The sequence below is a fragment of the Mucilaginibacter gracilis genome (assembly GCF_003633615.1).
In the GTDB taxonomy this organism is placed as follows: Bacteria; Bacteroidota; Bacteroidia; order Sphingobacteriales; family Sphingobacteriaceae; genus Mucilaginibacter; species Mucilaginibacter gracilis.
The window spans coordinates 2,529,719-2,543,460 of sequence record NZ_RBKU01000001.1 but is presented as its reverse complement, the minus strand read 5'-3'; the positions used below and the strand labels follow the sequence as shown (position 1 = coordinate 2,543,460).

The following is a 13,742-nucleotide window of genomic DNA, read 5'->3' as shown; positions in this document are numbered from 1 at the left end:
CTCATACCAGCATTTGCTCATATTGCTTTTGCCGGTTTTCCGGACCTACATAGTTGATATTATTCAGGATCGGTAGATCGATAGATTCTTTGCCGGTCCTGACAGCCATAATAGCGGCCTTTTTGATGATCGTTGCGATCTCGCCAATAGTGCCACCTGACATGCTCAATATTTTAACCGCAATTTCTTCTTGTGTAAGGTTCGATCTTTCTTGTAATGGCAATATGGCCTCAAAGCTGGATAGTAGACGGAAGTAATCTTCATTTAATTTCCATGGTGGCAATATGGCCGGTTCAAAACGGTTTGCTATCTGGCTGTCTGTATTGATAGCGCTAAGCGCGTCCTTGATACCTGCCCCAACAATAACAATTTGCAGATCGTTGGCCATACATTTGATCTCATTGAGAAAGGCACGCTGATTGAGGTAAGCTCCTGCAAGGATGTGATGGATCTCATCGATGATCAGCATCTTGGTTTCCACGGTACGCAGAATGCTGTAAACCTGATTGCGCAGCATCATTGCGCTGCTTGATGCCCGGTGTGGTGCGTTCAGTGCCTCCAGTATCTTTATGAAGAAAGCTTTTTCAACAGGTTTAGGTGGTGCCTGGACATAGACGACGGGTATGGTTATCCGGCCTATCCCCGGAGTGATAACCGGTTTGTAGGTATCGAAGAACTTTTTCAGAAGTACACTTTTACCATTATTGGTTCTCGCACAAACCAGTAAAGCACCCATACGGGTCGTCTTGGGCGAATGGATCAGGTCATCCATTGTTTGCAGTACCTGCCGGGCTTTTGGATAACCTAACCAATGGTCAGCTCGGATATGAGCTATGCGTTCTTCTTCGGTTAGTTTACAAACGGGATTTAAGCTGGTTGAAAGGGTCATGTTCTATATCTTCAAAAGGTAGATAAACAGTGTTTGGATCATATTTGAACTCGGTTTTTTCTTCGGCAGGCTCTGAACCGACCACATGCAAGAATTGGTTTTTGATGCTGCCGGTAGTGGCGTAATGCTTGCGGGTTTGGTTTCTGCGTCTTTTAGCAATCGCCGCTGTGGTCGCTGCGCTTGTTTCTATGCTACGTAATCGCTCATAAGTGTCGAATATGATGTTCTCATCAATGCGTGACACGCCTCGTTCTTTTAAGGAACGCATAACCTCCCTGTGTTCCCAAATGGTCATTGACGGCCGCCCGGTGTTGCGATAGTGCAGTTCATAGTATTGTTCGGTATCAGGATCGAAGAAGTATACGGTGCTGATATCACGCGGGTCGCGTTTGAAAGCGAACTTCTTTTTAGTTCGGTCAAGTGAGTGCGGATTATTATAAGCATGTATCCACTTTCGCAGAATATCACCATAATACATGATCCCATCGATGGACACCCCATGCCTTTGTACCGTACGTTCTTCATAGGGCATGAAGTCAAGCTTCAGTTGATATTCATCAAACCTGCGGTGGTCAACGCCTGCGCCGATGTGCTCGTTATCGCCCAGCAGGCCATCGTTATACCGTGCCAGCGGGGAAGTGCCGATGCCTTTGTGCATACGCTGGTGATAAACACCAACAATAAACTCGGCTGCCCAGCTCTCCAGTTCGGTCATAGTAAGACATGCTTTCGCCTCGGCATCATAGTACTTCCGGTCATCGATATTGGAGAACGTCGTTCCGGGTAAGGCATGTATTTCTGTTAGAACCGTACCCATTAAGCGTTCGATATGACCGCCATAATGCGGCTGGGTCACCGGTCGGAAGTTGATCTCGATACCGTATTCTTGGCAGGCACGCTCCAAACCTTTACCCCTAAACTCTTTTGCGTTGTCCATATATAGCGACCGCATCACGCCATGGCAGGGCCATTTGCCGGGAACTTCCAGGCGGCTTAACCAAAGCTCTTTGGGCAAGATGGCATTTGACAGGCAAAGGCCGGTTCCGAGAAAGCCCGGTGGGTCGAGCGATATATAAAAGCCAACTACCATCCGGCTGTAAACATCTATAGCCAGCGTGATCCAGGGCCTGCCCACTGGCTGCCTGGTGATTTCGTCTACCACAAGTATATCGAGTTTGGTATGGTCGATCTGTACTGCCGCCAGTGGGTGATCGGCATTCGGAAACGAAGCTTCAAGAGGATTATATCTGTTGCGGGCAATGATCGGGTCGCGTCTGCTGGCCAGCTTTTGTTCCTCGCTAATCGCATGTACACGCCGCCACACCGTCGCATAATTAGATGTGGGAATGCCTGCCTTACGGCATTCTAATGCGATTTCGAGTTTGATCCTGCTGATCGAAAGCTTTTGCTTGGTCAGATAGCGTTCACCAATGATCTTGCTGATGATGGCTTCTTGATCGCCCGCAATCCTGTTGTCAGGCCTTCCTTTATCCTGGTTCAGCAAAGATGACACGGATTGCGTTTCAACGAACCTTTCCAGCCAGCGGTAGATCGTTTGGCGGGTCACCTTATTCTTTCGGGCAACGGACGCAACAGTGTGCCCGTTTTCATTATGCACCAATGGTGCAATAATATAATACCGTGATAAGGCCAGTTTCCATTCTTCTTCCGTAAGCTGATCTAACAGCATATTGCTGCTACCTGTGCTTATTGCTTCTTCCATATCAGTGTGTCCATTATTATCTTGTTGTTCATATCAACCAGCAGTTCTTTGTCGGCGACCAATTGCCAAAGCGCATACAATAGCTGGCCAGCTATATCAGTAGGTGCATTTGAAAGCAATTGTCTCGCGGTTAGTTGTGCCTGGTTATTGAGCGAGGTAAGGATCGCTTGGCGGAGTGTAGGTTCGTGTTTTTGCCCTTTGTACCTGCTCAGAAAGCGAATGTTATGCAACTTATCCGTTCTGATCTGAGCCTCTGTCATGATGATAAACTCATAACCGCACTGGCGGCAATAATCTCTGGCTGCAGCAAACTTAGGCTCAAGTTCAGCTTTATGCGCAATGAGGTCAGCCTGGTATTTTATCTCTACCAACCACGGCTTGCGATGAATTGATGGGTGGAAATAAACGGCGACATCAGGTGTGTATCTGCGGCGCTGTTCATTTATGTAATAGGTAATGGTGACGGGTTGTGCTGTAAAACGCAGCACTACTTCATCATATTCAAGCAGCAATAAATAGTCCCGCTCAAGCGAACTCTCGAAATGCTGGCTGTCAGGAGATTTCCTGCTAATCTGCTTTCCGGTAATAGAACGATTGTTCGGGCCGATCTTGCGGACAGCCTTCTCAAACATAGGTGCAATAACAATTGGTGTCGCAAAAATGCACTTTGAGACAAACTTGAGAGCTTTTAACTTTTAAACAGTGTGTTAAAAAGTGTATGATTACCTATGAATAAAGTGTATGATATCATATGAATAATGACAAATTTCTGTCATTATTCATGGCTCATCATACACTTTATTCATAGGTTATCATAGAATAATTTGAAGATGAAACTTGGCGTGTTAATCCTCAAGTCCGGCTGTATTGTTTAGGTTTCATACCCATATGCGCCTCAAAAACCCTGGAAAAATGGCTAAGGTTGGTAAAGCCAAGTCGGTAGCCAACTACTGCTACCGATAGTTTTTCTGTTGTTAGCAACCGGGCAGCTTCTTTCATTCGGAACTGCTGGTAATAGTTAAAAATGCTGTCTCCGAATATCTGCCGGAACAGGCGTTTCAGCTTGGTCGGACTCATGGCCGCCTGAATGGCCAGACCCGCAATCAAAGGCGGTGTTTGAAGGTTAATCAATAGTTGATCCCTGATTTGATAAATAACTTTGATATCCCGATCATTCAGCGGGTAAATTTGTTTTTCCGGGCGCTGGTCTATTTCCATGAGCAGCCGGCAGATCAGTTCTTCTGCCTTTACCCTCAAAAAAAACAACAGGAACATATCGCTGACCGCTGGTGTCACGATCTCCTCAACTACATTCAGGAGGGCCGGATAAATGATTTGTTCGAAAAACAAGGGCGCAGTACCCTGCAATAAATTGTGCAGTACGGGCGATCTTTCAGCAGATGGTAACAGGCCATCCAGATAACAGGCATCTACTTCTATATTGATCGTTTCCGTATTGCTGTGGATGGCAAAAACATCGTCGGTACTGATACGGCTGGTCGCTATTAAAACCGAAGGCGTTTGCGTTAACTGTTTACCGGTGCCTTTTGGGAAAATATTTTGGAACTTGAAGAAAAGCAATTTTCCGGACGCAAGTTCCGGAGGCCGCTTAACCATGAGATCCTCCTTCAGCTCATAATCACTGATCAGCATACGGATATGCTCATTGAATACATACCCGACACAATACCCGCTGCCGAATGCCTCAGGTATCTCCAACCTGTTGGTCTCCAATGTGGTGCCCAGCAATTGGGCAAACTTTACCAGGACCTTGGGTATATGCTGCTCTTGGATCATGTCCGCTTGGGTCTTTTACGACTGTTTTTAGGTCAAATATGGTTATTTTATCTTTAATCTTTACGCCAATTTTGTAACATGTTACTCAGAGATAAACAAGTAGCCATTATAGGAGCAGGACCGGTTGGCCTGACCATGGCCAGATTATTACAGCAAAAAGGCGTAAATGTCACCGTTTACGAACGCGATATAAGCCCGGAATCAAGGATATGGGGAGGGACGCTTGATCTGCACCGGCATACCGGACAACTTGCTTTGCAAGCCGCCGGGCTACTGGAGCAATATTACGCCAAAGCTTTGCCGATGGGGGTGATTCTGGCGGATGAGCAGGGCAGAACTTTGTCAATCAAAAATCTGAGCCCCGAACAGAAACGTGAAAATCCGGAAATCAACCGGAATGATTTGCGGAAGCTGCTGCTGGACAGTCTGGCAGCGGATACCGTAATTTGGGACCGTAAATGCACCGGGCTGGAAGAACAGGGCGGACAATGGCTGCTGCATTTCGATCACCAACCGACTGCGACAGCTGACCTGGTGATCGTTGCCAATGGGGGGATGTCCAAGGTGCGCAAGTATGTCACCGATACTGAGGTAGCGGAAACCGGAACATTGATCATACAGGGCGATGTGCCACAGCCCGGAACAAACTGTGCGGAGTTTTACCGCTGGTGCAACGGCCACCGGCTCATGGCGGCTTATGAAGGTAATCTGATCGTCGTGAATCCATTGAACGGAGATGCGCTGAGTTATGGTGTGATCTTTAAAAAGCCGGCGGACTGGAAGGAGCTGAACTTCAGCGACGCAGCCCAGGTAGCGAAATTTCTTGCTGACCGCTTTTGCGCTTGGAACGAACAGTACCGGCAACTTTTTCATTCCACTGCATCCTTTGTGGGCCTGACTACAAAAGTAGTACCGCTGGATGAACCTTGGAAAGACCAGCGCCCTTTGCCCATCACATTGATCGGAGATGCCGCGCATCTGATGCCGCCATTCGCCGGTCAGGGGGTAAACACCGGATTGCTGGACGCCGCAATATTGTCCGCTAACCTAACCGACAGAAATTTCGCAACCATAAGGGCTGCGATCAGCGATTACGAAAAACAGATGTTTGTTTATGCCTCAAATGCTCAAAAAGAATCAAGAGCGAACGAATTGGAGATGCACGAACCCGATTTTTCTTTTGAATGGCTTATTAACTGAGAACGTATAAGATACAAATAAGATAGTAGATGATTAATTTTGAATAAAGTGTAGGATAAGCCTTGAATAATCACAATTCTGCTGGTACAGTTAAAAAAGCAGCGTGAAAAGCGGCCCTAGTTTGATTTTTAGCGTTTTGAGCGCAACGTGCATCTGAGCTTTCACTGTTTCCTCTGAGATATCTAATTGTTCGGCAATTTGCTTGCGGGACAAATCACTTTTCCGGCTCAGTTCGAAAACCAGTTTCATGCGCGGAGGCAAGGCAGCGATCTCCGCTTCAATAATAGCCTGCAGGTCGTTATGGCGAACCAGATGGTCGGTGGTATCAGAAAAAGTATCGATATAGTGCTGGAAAGAATCGATATATCGCTCGGCCACCTGTTCGTGGCTGATCGCTTTAAGGACACTGTTTTTCGCGGCGGTGTAAAGGTATCCGGCCAGCGTACTTTTGATCTTCAGCTCCTGCCGCATGGTCCAGACTTTCAGGAACAACTCATGCACAATGTCTTTAGCCGCTTCGCGGTCGCGCATTCGCCTATACGTAAAAACGTAGGTGCTTGCCTGGTAACGATGATAAATTTCAGTGAACGCACCATGGTCGTCCGCTTTTAATAAAGCGGTCAGTTCTTGGTCAGAAAGTTCACTATAATTTGCCATCTCCGGGTGAAATCAACCCTAAAATTAAGTAAATAAAAAATCAATTTTAAAGAAATTATTCAAATTAACATAATGATATAGCGGCAATTAGGCTTTTTGCTGCCCTTTTTGCTTTAAATAATAGCGCCGCCATTACTTTTTAACCAGGTAGCAAATGGCGGCGATCACGATCAGGCAGACCACTGCGATAGCGATCAGGCCAAGGGAGGTTTCAGACATGGGCATGGGTTTACGGGATTTTGATGAATTGATTTTTAAGTTCAGCAAGGCGTTCAGCAGACCAATCGCCGCAGTGACGAAAGGCACCAGAATAAGTAATAGCTTCATATGCTAAATAGTATGTTTTGTGAATGAAATAGCGCCTGTGCAGACCATAGCACAGTCCCGCGCGGTTGTCAAGGAATTACCCCACGCAGAAAGACGCCTTTGATTTTTTTGAATAGTACTCAGGCTTCGCCGAAAGTTTCAGTAAGCGAAAAAAAACTTTACTACTCTTTCCTTAATAGATAAAATCCGGTATCCCCGTCTTAAAAAAACAATTCCAATCGGGCAGAAAAAAGACATTGCAGGATGCTTTTTACCCCTTAAACAGACATGATCAAAAATAAATCTGCCTGTTTATCAGATAGATAGCCGCAAAATGCTATTTATTTCAATTTTATTTGTGCGCGGCCGGCTCAAACGCAGCATAATAGCCCGGCAACTTGTTGGGGAAGAAAACACCATGCCGGCTTCTTGCAACAGCTGACCCGGCTTTAGCAGCCCGTGCTTTCATGGCCGTTTCCTACCTCAACGGCAGCAAGCTTAAAATTTCCCTCATTTTTTCTTCCTGATTATCAACAGGGTACCGGGGAACCACCCGGGCACCAGTCCAAATTGTGCTTTATGCGCCTTGCCCGTTCCGGCAACTTTGTACCAGCAACAAAACGGAATGAAACTCAACAACAAGACCATGAATAAACTACTCAACCCCATCAGCTGGAGCGCCTACCTCGAAACCGTCGCCGTGCTGGCCATCGCCTGGTACGCCTTCATCGGCTGGAAATATTACCGCCATGAAATCAGAGAACTCATCGCCCGCATCAGCGGCCAAAAGGATGACAGCCGCGAGCTGCCCGCCGCACTGCAATACCAAAGCGAAGCCGACGCTGACGCCACTGCGGCGCAAAGCGCCATCCCCGCTGAACAAGCGCAAAGCATTTATGAAGAACCCCTGCTTAATCAAGATGAGCTGGCGCAGGAACTGACCCGGTGTATCAGCGAGGCCACCGACAAACCCTACGCACCGGCCAGCCTCATCCCCAAACTCAAAAAGATACTCAACGATTACCCCGACGTCGCGGCCACACCCGACCGCGACGAGATCAACGCGCTCATTGTCCGCGAGTGTGAAAGAACAGGCACGGCGCTGCTGAGCGAGAGCGAAGTGGATATGTGGTGGAGCGCTTAGCGCCCGTGCCTTACCAACAAGCCAGTAAGCTGCCCCGGCCCGGTGCTGTAGAGCCATGACCGGAATTGTGGGCACCGGAGGCAGCCCGATTTCCCGCCCCTCCCGGCATACCGGGAGGGGTAAGGGAAAACCATGCCCGATTATTTAATAACAAACGATAGTGAAATGGAAAAGTGTAAAAGAACATCGTGGGGCAAGACCCTGAAAAAATGCGCGCTGGCCGTCCTTCTGACCAGCCTTTGTTACCTGCAAACCCGCGCCCAGGACGGCAACGCCGGCATCCAGCAGGCCAATACCCAGGTGCGCAGCTATTTTGAAAGCGGCACCAACCTCATGTACGCCATCGGCGCCATCCTCGGCCTGATCGGCGCCGTCAAAGTCTATTCCAAATGGACGGCCGTTATGCCTACCGGGAGCAGCCGAAGATGGAGAAGCAGGATATCGGCGAAGGCAAAACGAAGATGGTGCCGACAGGTGAAACCTACCTCGCCTGGAGAGGAATGGATTTCAAAAGCGCGGATGGGTACGGGAACTTTAACCCGAAAGTTATCTTCTGGGACCATGCTAAGGAAATTCAGAAATACCCGATCAAAGGTGTTGACGAAAAATATGACCTGAGCCGTATCCTGCGCGCGATCGAAAAGGGCAACCGGGTGGATATTGTGCTGCTTAGGGACGGGCAGGAAACGCCCGCCAAAATCGTGGCGAACCCGCGTATGATGCGTTTTGACTTTTATGACAGTAACGGGCAGACCATGGTTGTCCGTCAGGTAGAAAAGCAAAAGCTGGCGCAAACTGAAAAAGCGGAGCTGACACCGCAGGAAGTGCAGCGTGCGGCCATTGCCAAAGCGGCGGAGCAAAAACAGGGTGCCGGTCAATCGCAGTCGGCGGCTGAAGCGGCCAAACCAAAGGTTGCTGAACAACAGCAACAGGGCGAACGCCGCAGGCAAGGACAACGTGTTGCGTAATGGAAAGATGCCAGCCGCTATCGGTTTTCTTTGAAGCCATCGGCCGCGATGCACGGATCTGCATTACCCATATCGGGATATATGCGGCGCTGGTGCAGTACTGGCAGGCCAGCGGTTTTCAAAATCCGCTGCGCGCCTATGCGCATGAACTGATGCCACTGGCAAAAATCTCGGCAAGCACGACCTACCACCGATGTATCCGGGATCTGCATGATTTCGGATACATCTTATATGAACCTTCTTATAAGCGCAACGTTCGGAGCGCGATCTATTTAAAAACGGGGATGAGTGAGGATGGACAAAATAGAGATCATATGCCTCCAGAGTGAGGCGTTTTACAACCTGCTGGATACGGTAATTGAACAAGTGAAGCGGGCGCAACCGGCTGTCAGGGACAAATGGATATCCGGGCCGGAAGCCATGCAGATGCTGCGGATCAAAAGCAAAACTACCCTGCAGAAACTACGGGATGAAGGACGGATCAGGTTTAGCCAGGCGGATAAAAAAAATATCCTGTATGACTCCCAATCGATCTATGATTACCTGGAAGACTTTGTGTATGAGCCTTTCGATGCGCCGCTCAACAAAAAAAGGAAGCCCTGAGCTTCCTTTTTTTACAATGAACCCGGTATTTTCCGCTATTGAATTTGCGCTTCTTGTTTTTTTCCCTCACGAGCGAGGGCAAATTTAAACATAGTTCTACTTAATGTTTTTCCTCAAAATCTAAAAACGAGTTGTTACACTTACTTAGATGAATCCTTCCTGGCGGGATTGATTAGCGTTTCCCAACGATTCAGGGACAATATGCTCGTTCGATAAATCACCCCAGCTTTCCATGCTCGGATGCAGGGCGGCTGCCAGGCAGGGCCGTCAATTTTTTTAGCGGTCTGGGCGGAACGACTGCGTGGCTGCAAGGCAAAAAAATAAGAGGATCAGGTTTTTCATTGGGTAAAACACTAGTTAAATATAAAGAAGTTAATAGTCCCGCTTTTCCGTAAAACTGCTGCCGTCCTGGTAGACACGGACAAAGCCGGTCACTTTGTCTCCCTGCTTGGTGATCTTGAGCCGCAGGTAGGGTAGCGCGGGCACCTGGAAAAGATCTTCTGCTAAGGGTTCCAATGCATATTTGGGCTGTCCCGTCCGCTGGAAATACAGTTTGCCATCTTCCAAAAATAGTTTTCTGATACCTTCGGAATAACTGCCCTCGTATGAACGTAGCAGGTCTAATGGGAGGACCACCGGATATTGGGCCGCCTTCAAAGGCGCCAACGCCCATGCTGCATTGGCATTAGTCGGCTGTAACGCCAGCAAGCTTTCCAGGGCTTTGGCCTGTGCGCTGAGCAAGGCATCATTGACCGGAACAGCGATATCCGGGACGACACCTGTATTTTCCCAATCCGTCTTTGTTATGGGATCGATTGGCCGGCCGTACGGAATAAAAATGCTAAAGCGATCACTCAGGGCCTGGTGATGTACTGGATGCGCTCCGCCGCCGGTCTTTTCACCAATGATCGTCGCCCGCTTTCGGTTTTTAAGGAAATAGGTAAAGCTCTCCGCTGCGGAAAAGGTTTCCGGGCCGGTCAACACGTAGACGGGTTTTTCCGGCATCCGTTTACCGGGTACATAAGGCAGCGTCCAGTCCTGTTTGTGCCGGTCGTCTTCCCGGGAGTACAATTCCAGGATCAGCACCTGTTCGGTGTCGAATAAATAACTTGCCACCAACTGGACCATATCGCCGTAACCACCGCCATTGTGCCGCAGGTCGATGATCAGGGCGTCGGTATTAGCCAGGAAATTCATGGCGGCAGTTGCTGTTTCGGCCCCAAGGGCCGGGTCATAGAATTTAGTGAGGTTCAGGTAACCAATATTGCCATCAAGCACCCGCACTTCTTTAAAACCGAAGTTGTCTGCGCGGGCATTTGGAAAATCTTTATGGATCAGTTCCAGGCTGTCCTGTTTGCTGAGTGTCTTTTTACTGGCCTGCACCCAGTCGGGATCAAAAGTAATATTGAGGTGTCGGTCATGCGAGACTGCAACCAGATCTTCCCGAAGTTTGGCGGCAAAGGCAGAAGGATCTGAAATGAGATCGTAGCTTCCTTTTTTTTCGAGCGCAGACAGCGCGGTGGTCATTTTCCGGCTCATATCCGGGTATACGTAAACGTTGGTCAGTTTTTGTATGACGGCAGCGATTACCTGTTTTTTTTCCGCTGGGGTCAATAGCACGACGGGCTGCTGGCCGTAGACCACACCAGCTGTCATTAAAAGGAATAGCAGAAAGCACTCTTTCAAACGGAGATAATTGTACATAGATTTGTTATCTTAGGATACACAATGATACCGTTTAAATCGCGTTGCTATTTGTAAAAAACGGCCATTGTTCAATTATGGAGATTATCAAAACCTATCCCACGGTGCTGCAAGATCACATCAGATCCTTTTATACAGTAAAGGCGAAAGACGTGTCCTCTTTGTTAAAGCAAGGGGACTTACGCGGTCAGCATCGGCTGCCCGACGGCACTTTAGACCTGGTCTTTAATCTGGGTGATCCGGTGGAGATATCGCGGAACGGGGGCGCTTTCCAGGAAATGCCCACAGCAGCTGTTACAGGACTTTATCCGGATAGCAGCCTGGTTCGATATCTCGGGCGTGTTCATCTGGTCGGGGCTGTGCTTCTGCCTGGCTCCGCTCATTTGTTTATCCGTGAAGTATTGACGCAGTTCAGGGCCGCCACTATCGATGCGTCCTTGATCTTCGGCGGCAACGTTACATTATTGCTGGAGCAGCTGCATGAGGTGCAAGCCGAACCTGAAAAGCACAGATTGGTCGAAGGTTTCCTGAATGGTTATTTACGCGGCAACAGGGAGCAGGATACCTTTGACCGGATCGGCGCGGCGATCCGGCAGGTGCACCGGTATCACGGCGCCATAGATATGCGTGTCCTTCGGGCGCACTGTTGTATGAGCGAACGCAACTTCAGGCGAAAATTTAACGAGTATGTGGGCATGGGTCCGAAACAATATGCCGGAATCGTCCGCATTAAGGAATTAATGAAGCGCTATGAGCCGTCAAAGAGTAACTATCTTGAACTTCTTACAGATTCCGGTTACACCGATCACGCACATTTCAACAAGGACTTTCAGCGGGTTGTAGGTATGGGTCCAAACACCTATTTCAAAACCCAGGCGGCGGTGGATAAAGCATTTATAGATCTGATATAACGGGCCGGCGACACAGAAGAGCGTCCGGAAAAGGCAGCTCAATCATCACTGTTTTACTGCATTAATACCCGCTATGCCTGATAACAAATAAGGCCCGGCTAAGCCGGGTCCATAATTCATTTTTATAAACCTAACACAGCATCCAGGGCTTCATCAGCTTTCCGATGTGAAAAGTTGGATTGATATTTCATTGTCGTTAATATCGACTCGTGCCGGTATAACTTTTGTAATACTTTAGGGTGTACATCCTTTTCTTCAGCACGTTGCGCAAAAGCATGGCGGAACTTGTGTGGCGAAGTATTTTTGGTGCTGCCGATCATGCCCATCACTTCCTTGATCGCTTTATTGATGCGTCCTTCAGAACTATTTACCGCCCGCCGCAGGTTTGTCCTGTCCAGGAGGCTTTCAAGCCTTTTCAGGTCGGGGAATACCAGGTCATGAGCTGGCTTGTCGTCCTTATATTGATTAATGATCGCCATGGCTTTTTCAGGAATCTTCAGTGATCCCGGCTCGCCATTTTTGGACATGGTATAATGGAACCTGCCGTTCTGAAAGTCTGTCCACTTCATCAGCAGTGTATCGGTTATCCGCATACCCGCAAAATAATAACTGACCAGGCAGATGTTACGCGCATGATGAAGTCTTCGTTTTGTCAGTTCAATCTTTTCCAGCTTTTCGAGTTCGTCAAAATCAGGCCCTATTTTAGGTGACTCCGGGAATTTGATGGAAATCTTGCCTGCACCGAATGGGTAATCATCGCGCGAGGCCATTTTAGCAGTGATGGCGCGGTTCCAAAGCGTGCGGACGCCCAAAAGATGGTTCATAATCGTCCGGTTGCTGAGCGGTTTCCGCGGCGTATTTTCATTGCCGTTCCGGTTTTTATCCTTTTTGAGAAATATGACATAACGGCGCAGATACTCCACGGTTATTTCTGAAAACGGTATCTGCCCGCCATCGCTGAATTCTAGGAACCGTTTTATGCGACTTTTTTCGGAACGGTAAACATCAAGGTCGCCGCTATCAAGGGCGTCCTGCAAATACTGCCCTGCGATGTCGGCGAACATTAAGCGCTTCCTCCCGGCCTCGGTGTTTTCGAGCTCATTCTGAAAAACCTTCTTGATCCGCTGCGGCGAGGGGTTTTCCTTGTTGGTATCCATCTCAAGCGCTTGGTCGCGGACCTCTGTCAGTTTTTTGGTTAAATAGTTTGTTAATCTGGCTGCATTGGGTACGGCTTTTCTGACCTCCTGCTTCTTGGCGTTCCACGCATCCCTTGATGGTACGGTATGGCCTTCAAAGATGTAGGACGTCTTTCCGTTGTTGTAAATTTTGATGCCGATTGGATATTGCCCATCTTTGTTGGGGCGGCTCCATGTAATAATTTTTGCTGTTGCCATTGCTCAATTTTTTGATGAAAAAAATCTTGTTTTTAGCACTAGCAATCTATGATTTTGTTAACAGTTTTGTTAACACTTTTGCTGTATTAACCTGTTATTATGCGGTCTAAAATGGCATTTTCAAAAATCAAAAACCGCGTTTTTGACCATTTTAAGCCATTTTTCGATATTCAAAGGGAAATTCATAACCCTAAGGTCGGCAGTTCGATCCTGCTCCCCGCTACTTGAAAATGAGGCAGTTACAGTAAAACGTAACTGCCTTTGTTTTTTCTGGTCATACAGTGTTCATACACACCGATAAGCCATTGCATGAAGTTAATTAACGATTGCCGCAACCTCAATCGCGACATATAAATATACGCAAAATCCTCATTATTAGCGTATAAAACAGCGTTTTTATTTTCATTAAGCGTTAAATAACCAATGCCGTAACCATTTCTTTCACT

At 48.0% G+C, this 13,742-nt stretch carries 14 protein-coding genes and 1 pseudogene; 7 read left to right on the top strand and 8 right to left on the bottom strand.

Annotation, left to right across the window (positions count from 1 at the left end; genetic code table 11):
• Window position 1 precedes the first annotated feature (1 nt).
• From BDD43_RS10945 to BDD43_RS10930, 4 genes are all read right to left on the bottom strand, one after another.
• Window positions 2-889, bottom strand: a complete 888-nt coding sequence (locus BDD43_RS10945; RefSeq protein ID WP_121197703.1) for a TniB family NTP-binding protein — start codon at window positions 887-889, stop codon at window positions 2-4.
• A complete protein-coding gene (locus tag BDD43_RS10940) occupies window positions 855-2,612 on the bottom strand; it encodes a Mu transposase C-terminal domain-containing protein (RefSeq protein WP_121197702.1) in 1,758 nt (585 codons plus the stop codon). Before BDD43_RS10940 ends, BDD43_RS10945 begins: the two co-directional genes overlap by 35 nt.
• Window positions 2,597-3,244, bottom strand: coding sequence for a TnsA endonuclease N-terminal domain-containing protein (locus tag BDD43_RS10935; RefSeq protein ID WP_121197701.1), 648 nt, complete (start codon window positions 3,242-3,244; stop codon window positions 2,597-2,599). Before BDD43_RS10935 ends, BDD43_RS10940 begins: the two co-directional genes overlap by 16 nt.
• Before the next feature lie 220 nt (window positions 3,245-3,464).
• A complete protein-coding gene (locus tag BDD43_RS10930) occupies window positions 3,465-4,409 on the bottom strand; it encodes a helix-turn-helix domain-containing protein (protein ID WP_211339669.1) in 945 nt (314 codons plus the stop codon).
• Window positions 4,410-4,487: 78 nt separating this feature from the next.
• Here BDD43_RS10930 and BDD43_RS10925 point away from each other — a divergent pair, with 78 nt between their 5' ends.
• Window positions 4,488-5,609 carry an FAD-dependent oxidoreductase gene (locus BDD43_RS10925; RefSeq protein ID WP_121197700.1) on the top strand — a complete coding sequence of 374 codons (1,122 nt, stop codon included), beginning with the start codon at window positions 4,488-4,490 and terminating at the stop codon, window positions 5,607-5,609.
• A gap of 90 nt (window positions 5,610-5,699) precedes the next feature.
• Here the strand turns inward: BDD43_RS10925 and BDD43_RS10920 are convergent, their stop codons facing one another.
• Together BDD43_RS10920 and BDD43_RS29700 are read right to left on the bottom strand one after the other, a co-directional pair.
• Entirely contained in the window at window positions 5,700-6,266 is a 567-nt protein-coding gene (locus tag BDD43_RS10920; protein WP_121197699.1) for an RNA polymerase sigma-70 factor, read from the bottom strand.
• A 132-nt stretch (window positions 6,267-6,398) separates the two neighbouring features.
• On the bottom strand, window positions 6,399-6,593 hold the full coding sequence (locus BDD43_RS29700) for a hypothetical protein (protein WP_147425613.1): 195 nt from the start codon (window positions 6,591-6,593) through the stop codon (window positions 6,399-6,401).
• A 604-nt stretch (window positions 6,594-7,197) separates the two neighbouring features.
• Here BDD43_RS29700 and BDD43_RS10910 point away from each other — a divergent pair.
• The 5 genes and pseudogenes from BDD43_RS10910 (at window position 7,198) to BDD43_RS10890 (ending at window position 9,287) form a co-directional block, all read left to right on the top strand.
• Window positions 7,198-7,716: a hypothetical protein gene (locus BDD43_RS10910; RefSeq protein ID WP_121197697.1), complete on the top strand. Its 519-nt coding sequence runs from the start codon at window positions 7,198-7,200 to the stop codon at window positions 7,714-7,716.
• Between the two features lie 132 nt (window positions 7,717-7,848).
• Window positions 7,849-8,055: pseudogene (locus BDD43_RS10905) on the top strand (DUF4134 family protein); the annotation flags it as partial.
• A 50-nt stretch (window positions 8,056-8,105) separates the two neighbouring features.
• Window positions 8,106-8,684: a hypothetical protein gene (locus BDD43_RS10900; RefSeq protein ID WP_162846934.1), complete on the top strand. Its 579-nt coding sequence runs from the start codon at window positions 8,106-8,108 to the stop codon at window positions 8,682-8,684.
• Entirely contained in the window at window positions 8,684-9,013 is a 330-nt protein-coding gene (locus BDD43_RS10895; protein WP_121197695.1) for a hypothetical protein, read from the top strand. Before BDD43_RS10900 ends, BDD43_RS10895 begins: the two co-directional genes overlap by 1 nt.
• Window positions 8,979-9,287: a MerR family transcriptional regulator gene (locus BDD43_RS10890; protein ID WP_246001541.1), complete on the top strand. Its 309-nt coding sequence runs from the start codon at window positions 8,979-8,981 to the stop codon at window positions 9,285-9,287. The genes BDD43_RS10895 and BDD43_RS10890 overlap by 35 nt, the downstream gene beginning before the upstream one ends.
• A 372-nt stretch (window positions 9,288-9,659) precedes the next feature.
• On the opposite strand, the gene BDD43_RS10885 is transcribed toward BDD43_RS10890, so the two are convergent.
• A complete protein-coding gene (locus BDD43_RS10885) occupies window positions 9,660-10,991 on the bottom strand; it encodes a S41 family peptidase (RefSeq protein ID WP_121197694.1) in 1,332 nt (443 codons plus the stop codon).
• Between the two features lie 77 nt (window positions 10,992-11,068).
• Here BDD43_RS10885 and BDD43_RS10880 point away from each other — a divergent pair, with 77 nt between their 5' ends.
• On the top strand, window positions 11,069-11,902 hold the full coding sequence (locus BDD43_RS10880) for a helix-turn-helix domain-containing protein (RefSeq protein WP_121197693.1): 834 nt from the start codon (window positions 11,069-11,071) through the stop codon (window positions 11,900-11,902).
• A 122-nt stretch (window positions 11,903-12,024) separates the two neighbouring features.
• Here BDD43_RS10880 and BDD43_RS10875 read toward each other — a convergent pair whose 3' ends face one another.
• Complete coding sequence (locus BDD43_RS10875; protein ID WP_121197692.1) at window positions 12,025-13,296, bottom strand: site-specific integrase; 1,272 nt, start codon at window positions 13,294-13,296, stop codon at window positions 12,025-12,027.
• Window positions 13,297-13,742: the final 446 nt, after the last annotated feature.

Excerpts from the sequence above, each read along its gene's own strand:
- BDD43_RS10930 (WP_211339669.1), bottom strand. The coding sequence starts at position 4,409 with ATGATCCAAGAGCAGCATATACCCAAGGTCCTGGTAAAGTTTGCCCAA.
- BDD43_RS10895 (WP_121197695.1), top strand. The coding sequence starts at position 8,684 with ATGGAAAGATGCCAGCCGCTATCGGTTTTCTTTGAAGCCATCGGCCGC.
- BDD43_RS10940 (WP_121197702.1), bottom strand. The coding sequence starts at position 2,612 with ATGGAAGAAGCAATAAGCACAGGTAGCAGCAATATGCTGTTAGATCAG.
- BDD43_RS10880 (WP_121197693.1), top strand. The coding sequence starts at position 11,069 with ATGGAGATTATCAAAACCTATCCCACGGTGCTGCAAGATCACATCAGA.
- BDD43_RS10885 (WP_121197694.1), bottom strand. The coding sequence starts at position 10,991 with ATGTACAATTATCTCCGTTTGAAAGAGTGCTTTCTGCTATTCCTTTTA.
- BDD43_RS10945 (WP_121197703.1), bottom strand. The coding sequence starts at position 889 with ATGACCCTTTCAACCAGCTTAAATCCCGTTTGTAAACTAACCGAAGAA.
- BDD43_RS10920 (WP_121197699.1), bottom strand. The coding sequence starts at position 6,266 with ATGGCAAATTATAGTGAACTTTCTGACCAAGAACTGACCGCTTTATTA.
- BDD43_RS10935 (WP_121197701.1), bottom strand. The coding sequence starts at position 3,244 with ATGTTTGAGAAGGCTGTCCGCAAGATCGGCCCGAACAATCGTTCTATT.
- BDD43_RS10925 (WP_121197700.1), top strand. The coding sequence starts at position 4,488 with ATGTTACTCAGAGATAAACAAGTAGCCATTATAGGAGCAGGACCGGTT.
- BDD43_RS10900 (WP_162846934.1), top strand. The coding sequence starts at position 8,106 with ATGGACGGCCGTTATGCCTACCGGGAGCAGCCGAAGATGGAGAAGCAG.
- BDD43_RS10890 (WP_246001541.1), top strand. The coding sequence starts at position 8,979 with ATGGACAAAATAGAGATCATATGCCTCCAGAGTGAGGCGTTTTACAAC.
- BDD43_RS10875 (WP_121197692.1), bottom strand. The coding sequence starts at position 13,296 with ATGGCAACAGCAAAAATTATTACATGGAGCCGCCCCAACAAAGATGGG.
- BDD43_RS29700 (WP_147425613.1), bottom strand. The coding sequence starts at position 6,593 with ATGAAGCTATTACTTATTCTGGTGCCTTTCGTCACTGCGGCGATTGGT.
- BDD43_RS10910 (WP_121197697.1), top strand. The coding sequence starts at position 7,198 with ATGAAACTCAACAACAAGACCATGAATAAACTACTCAACCCCATCAGC.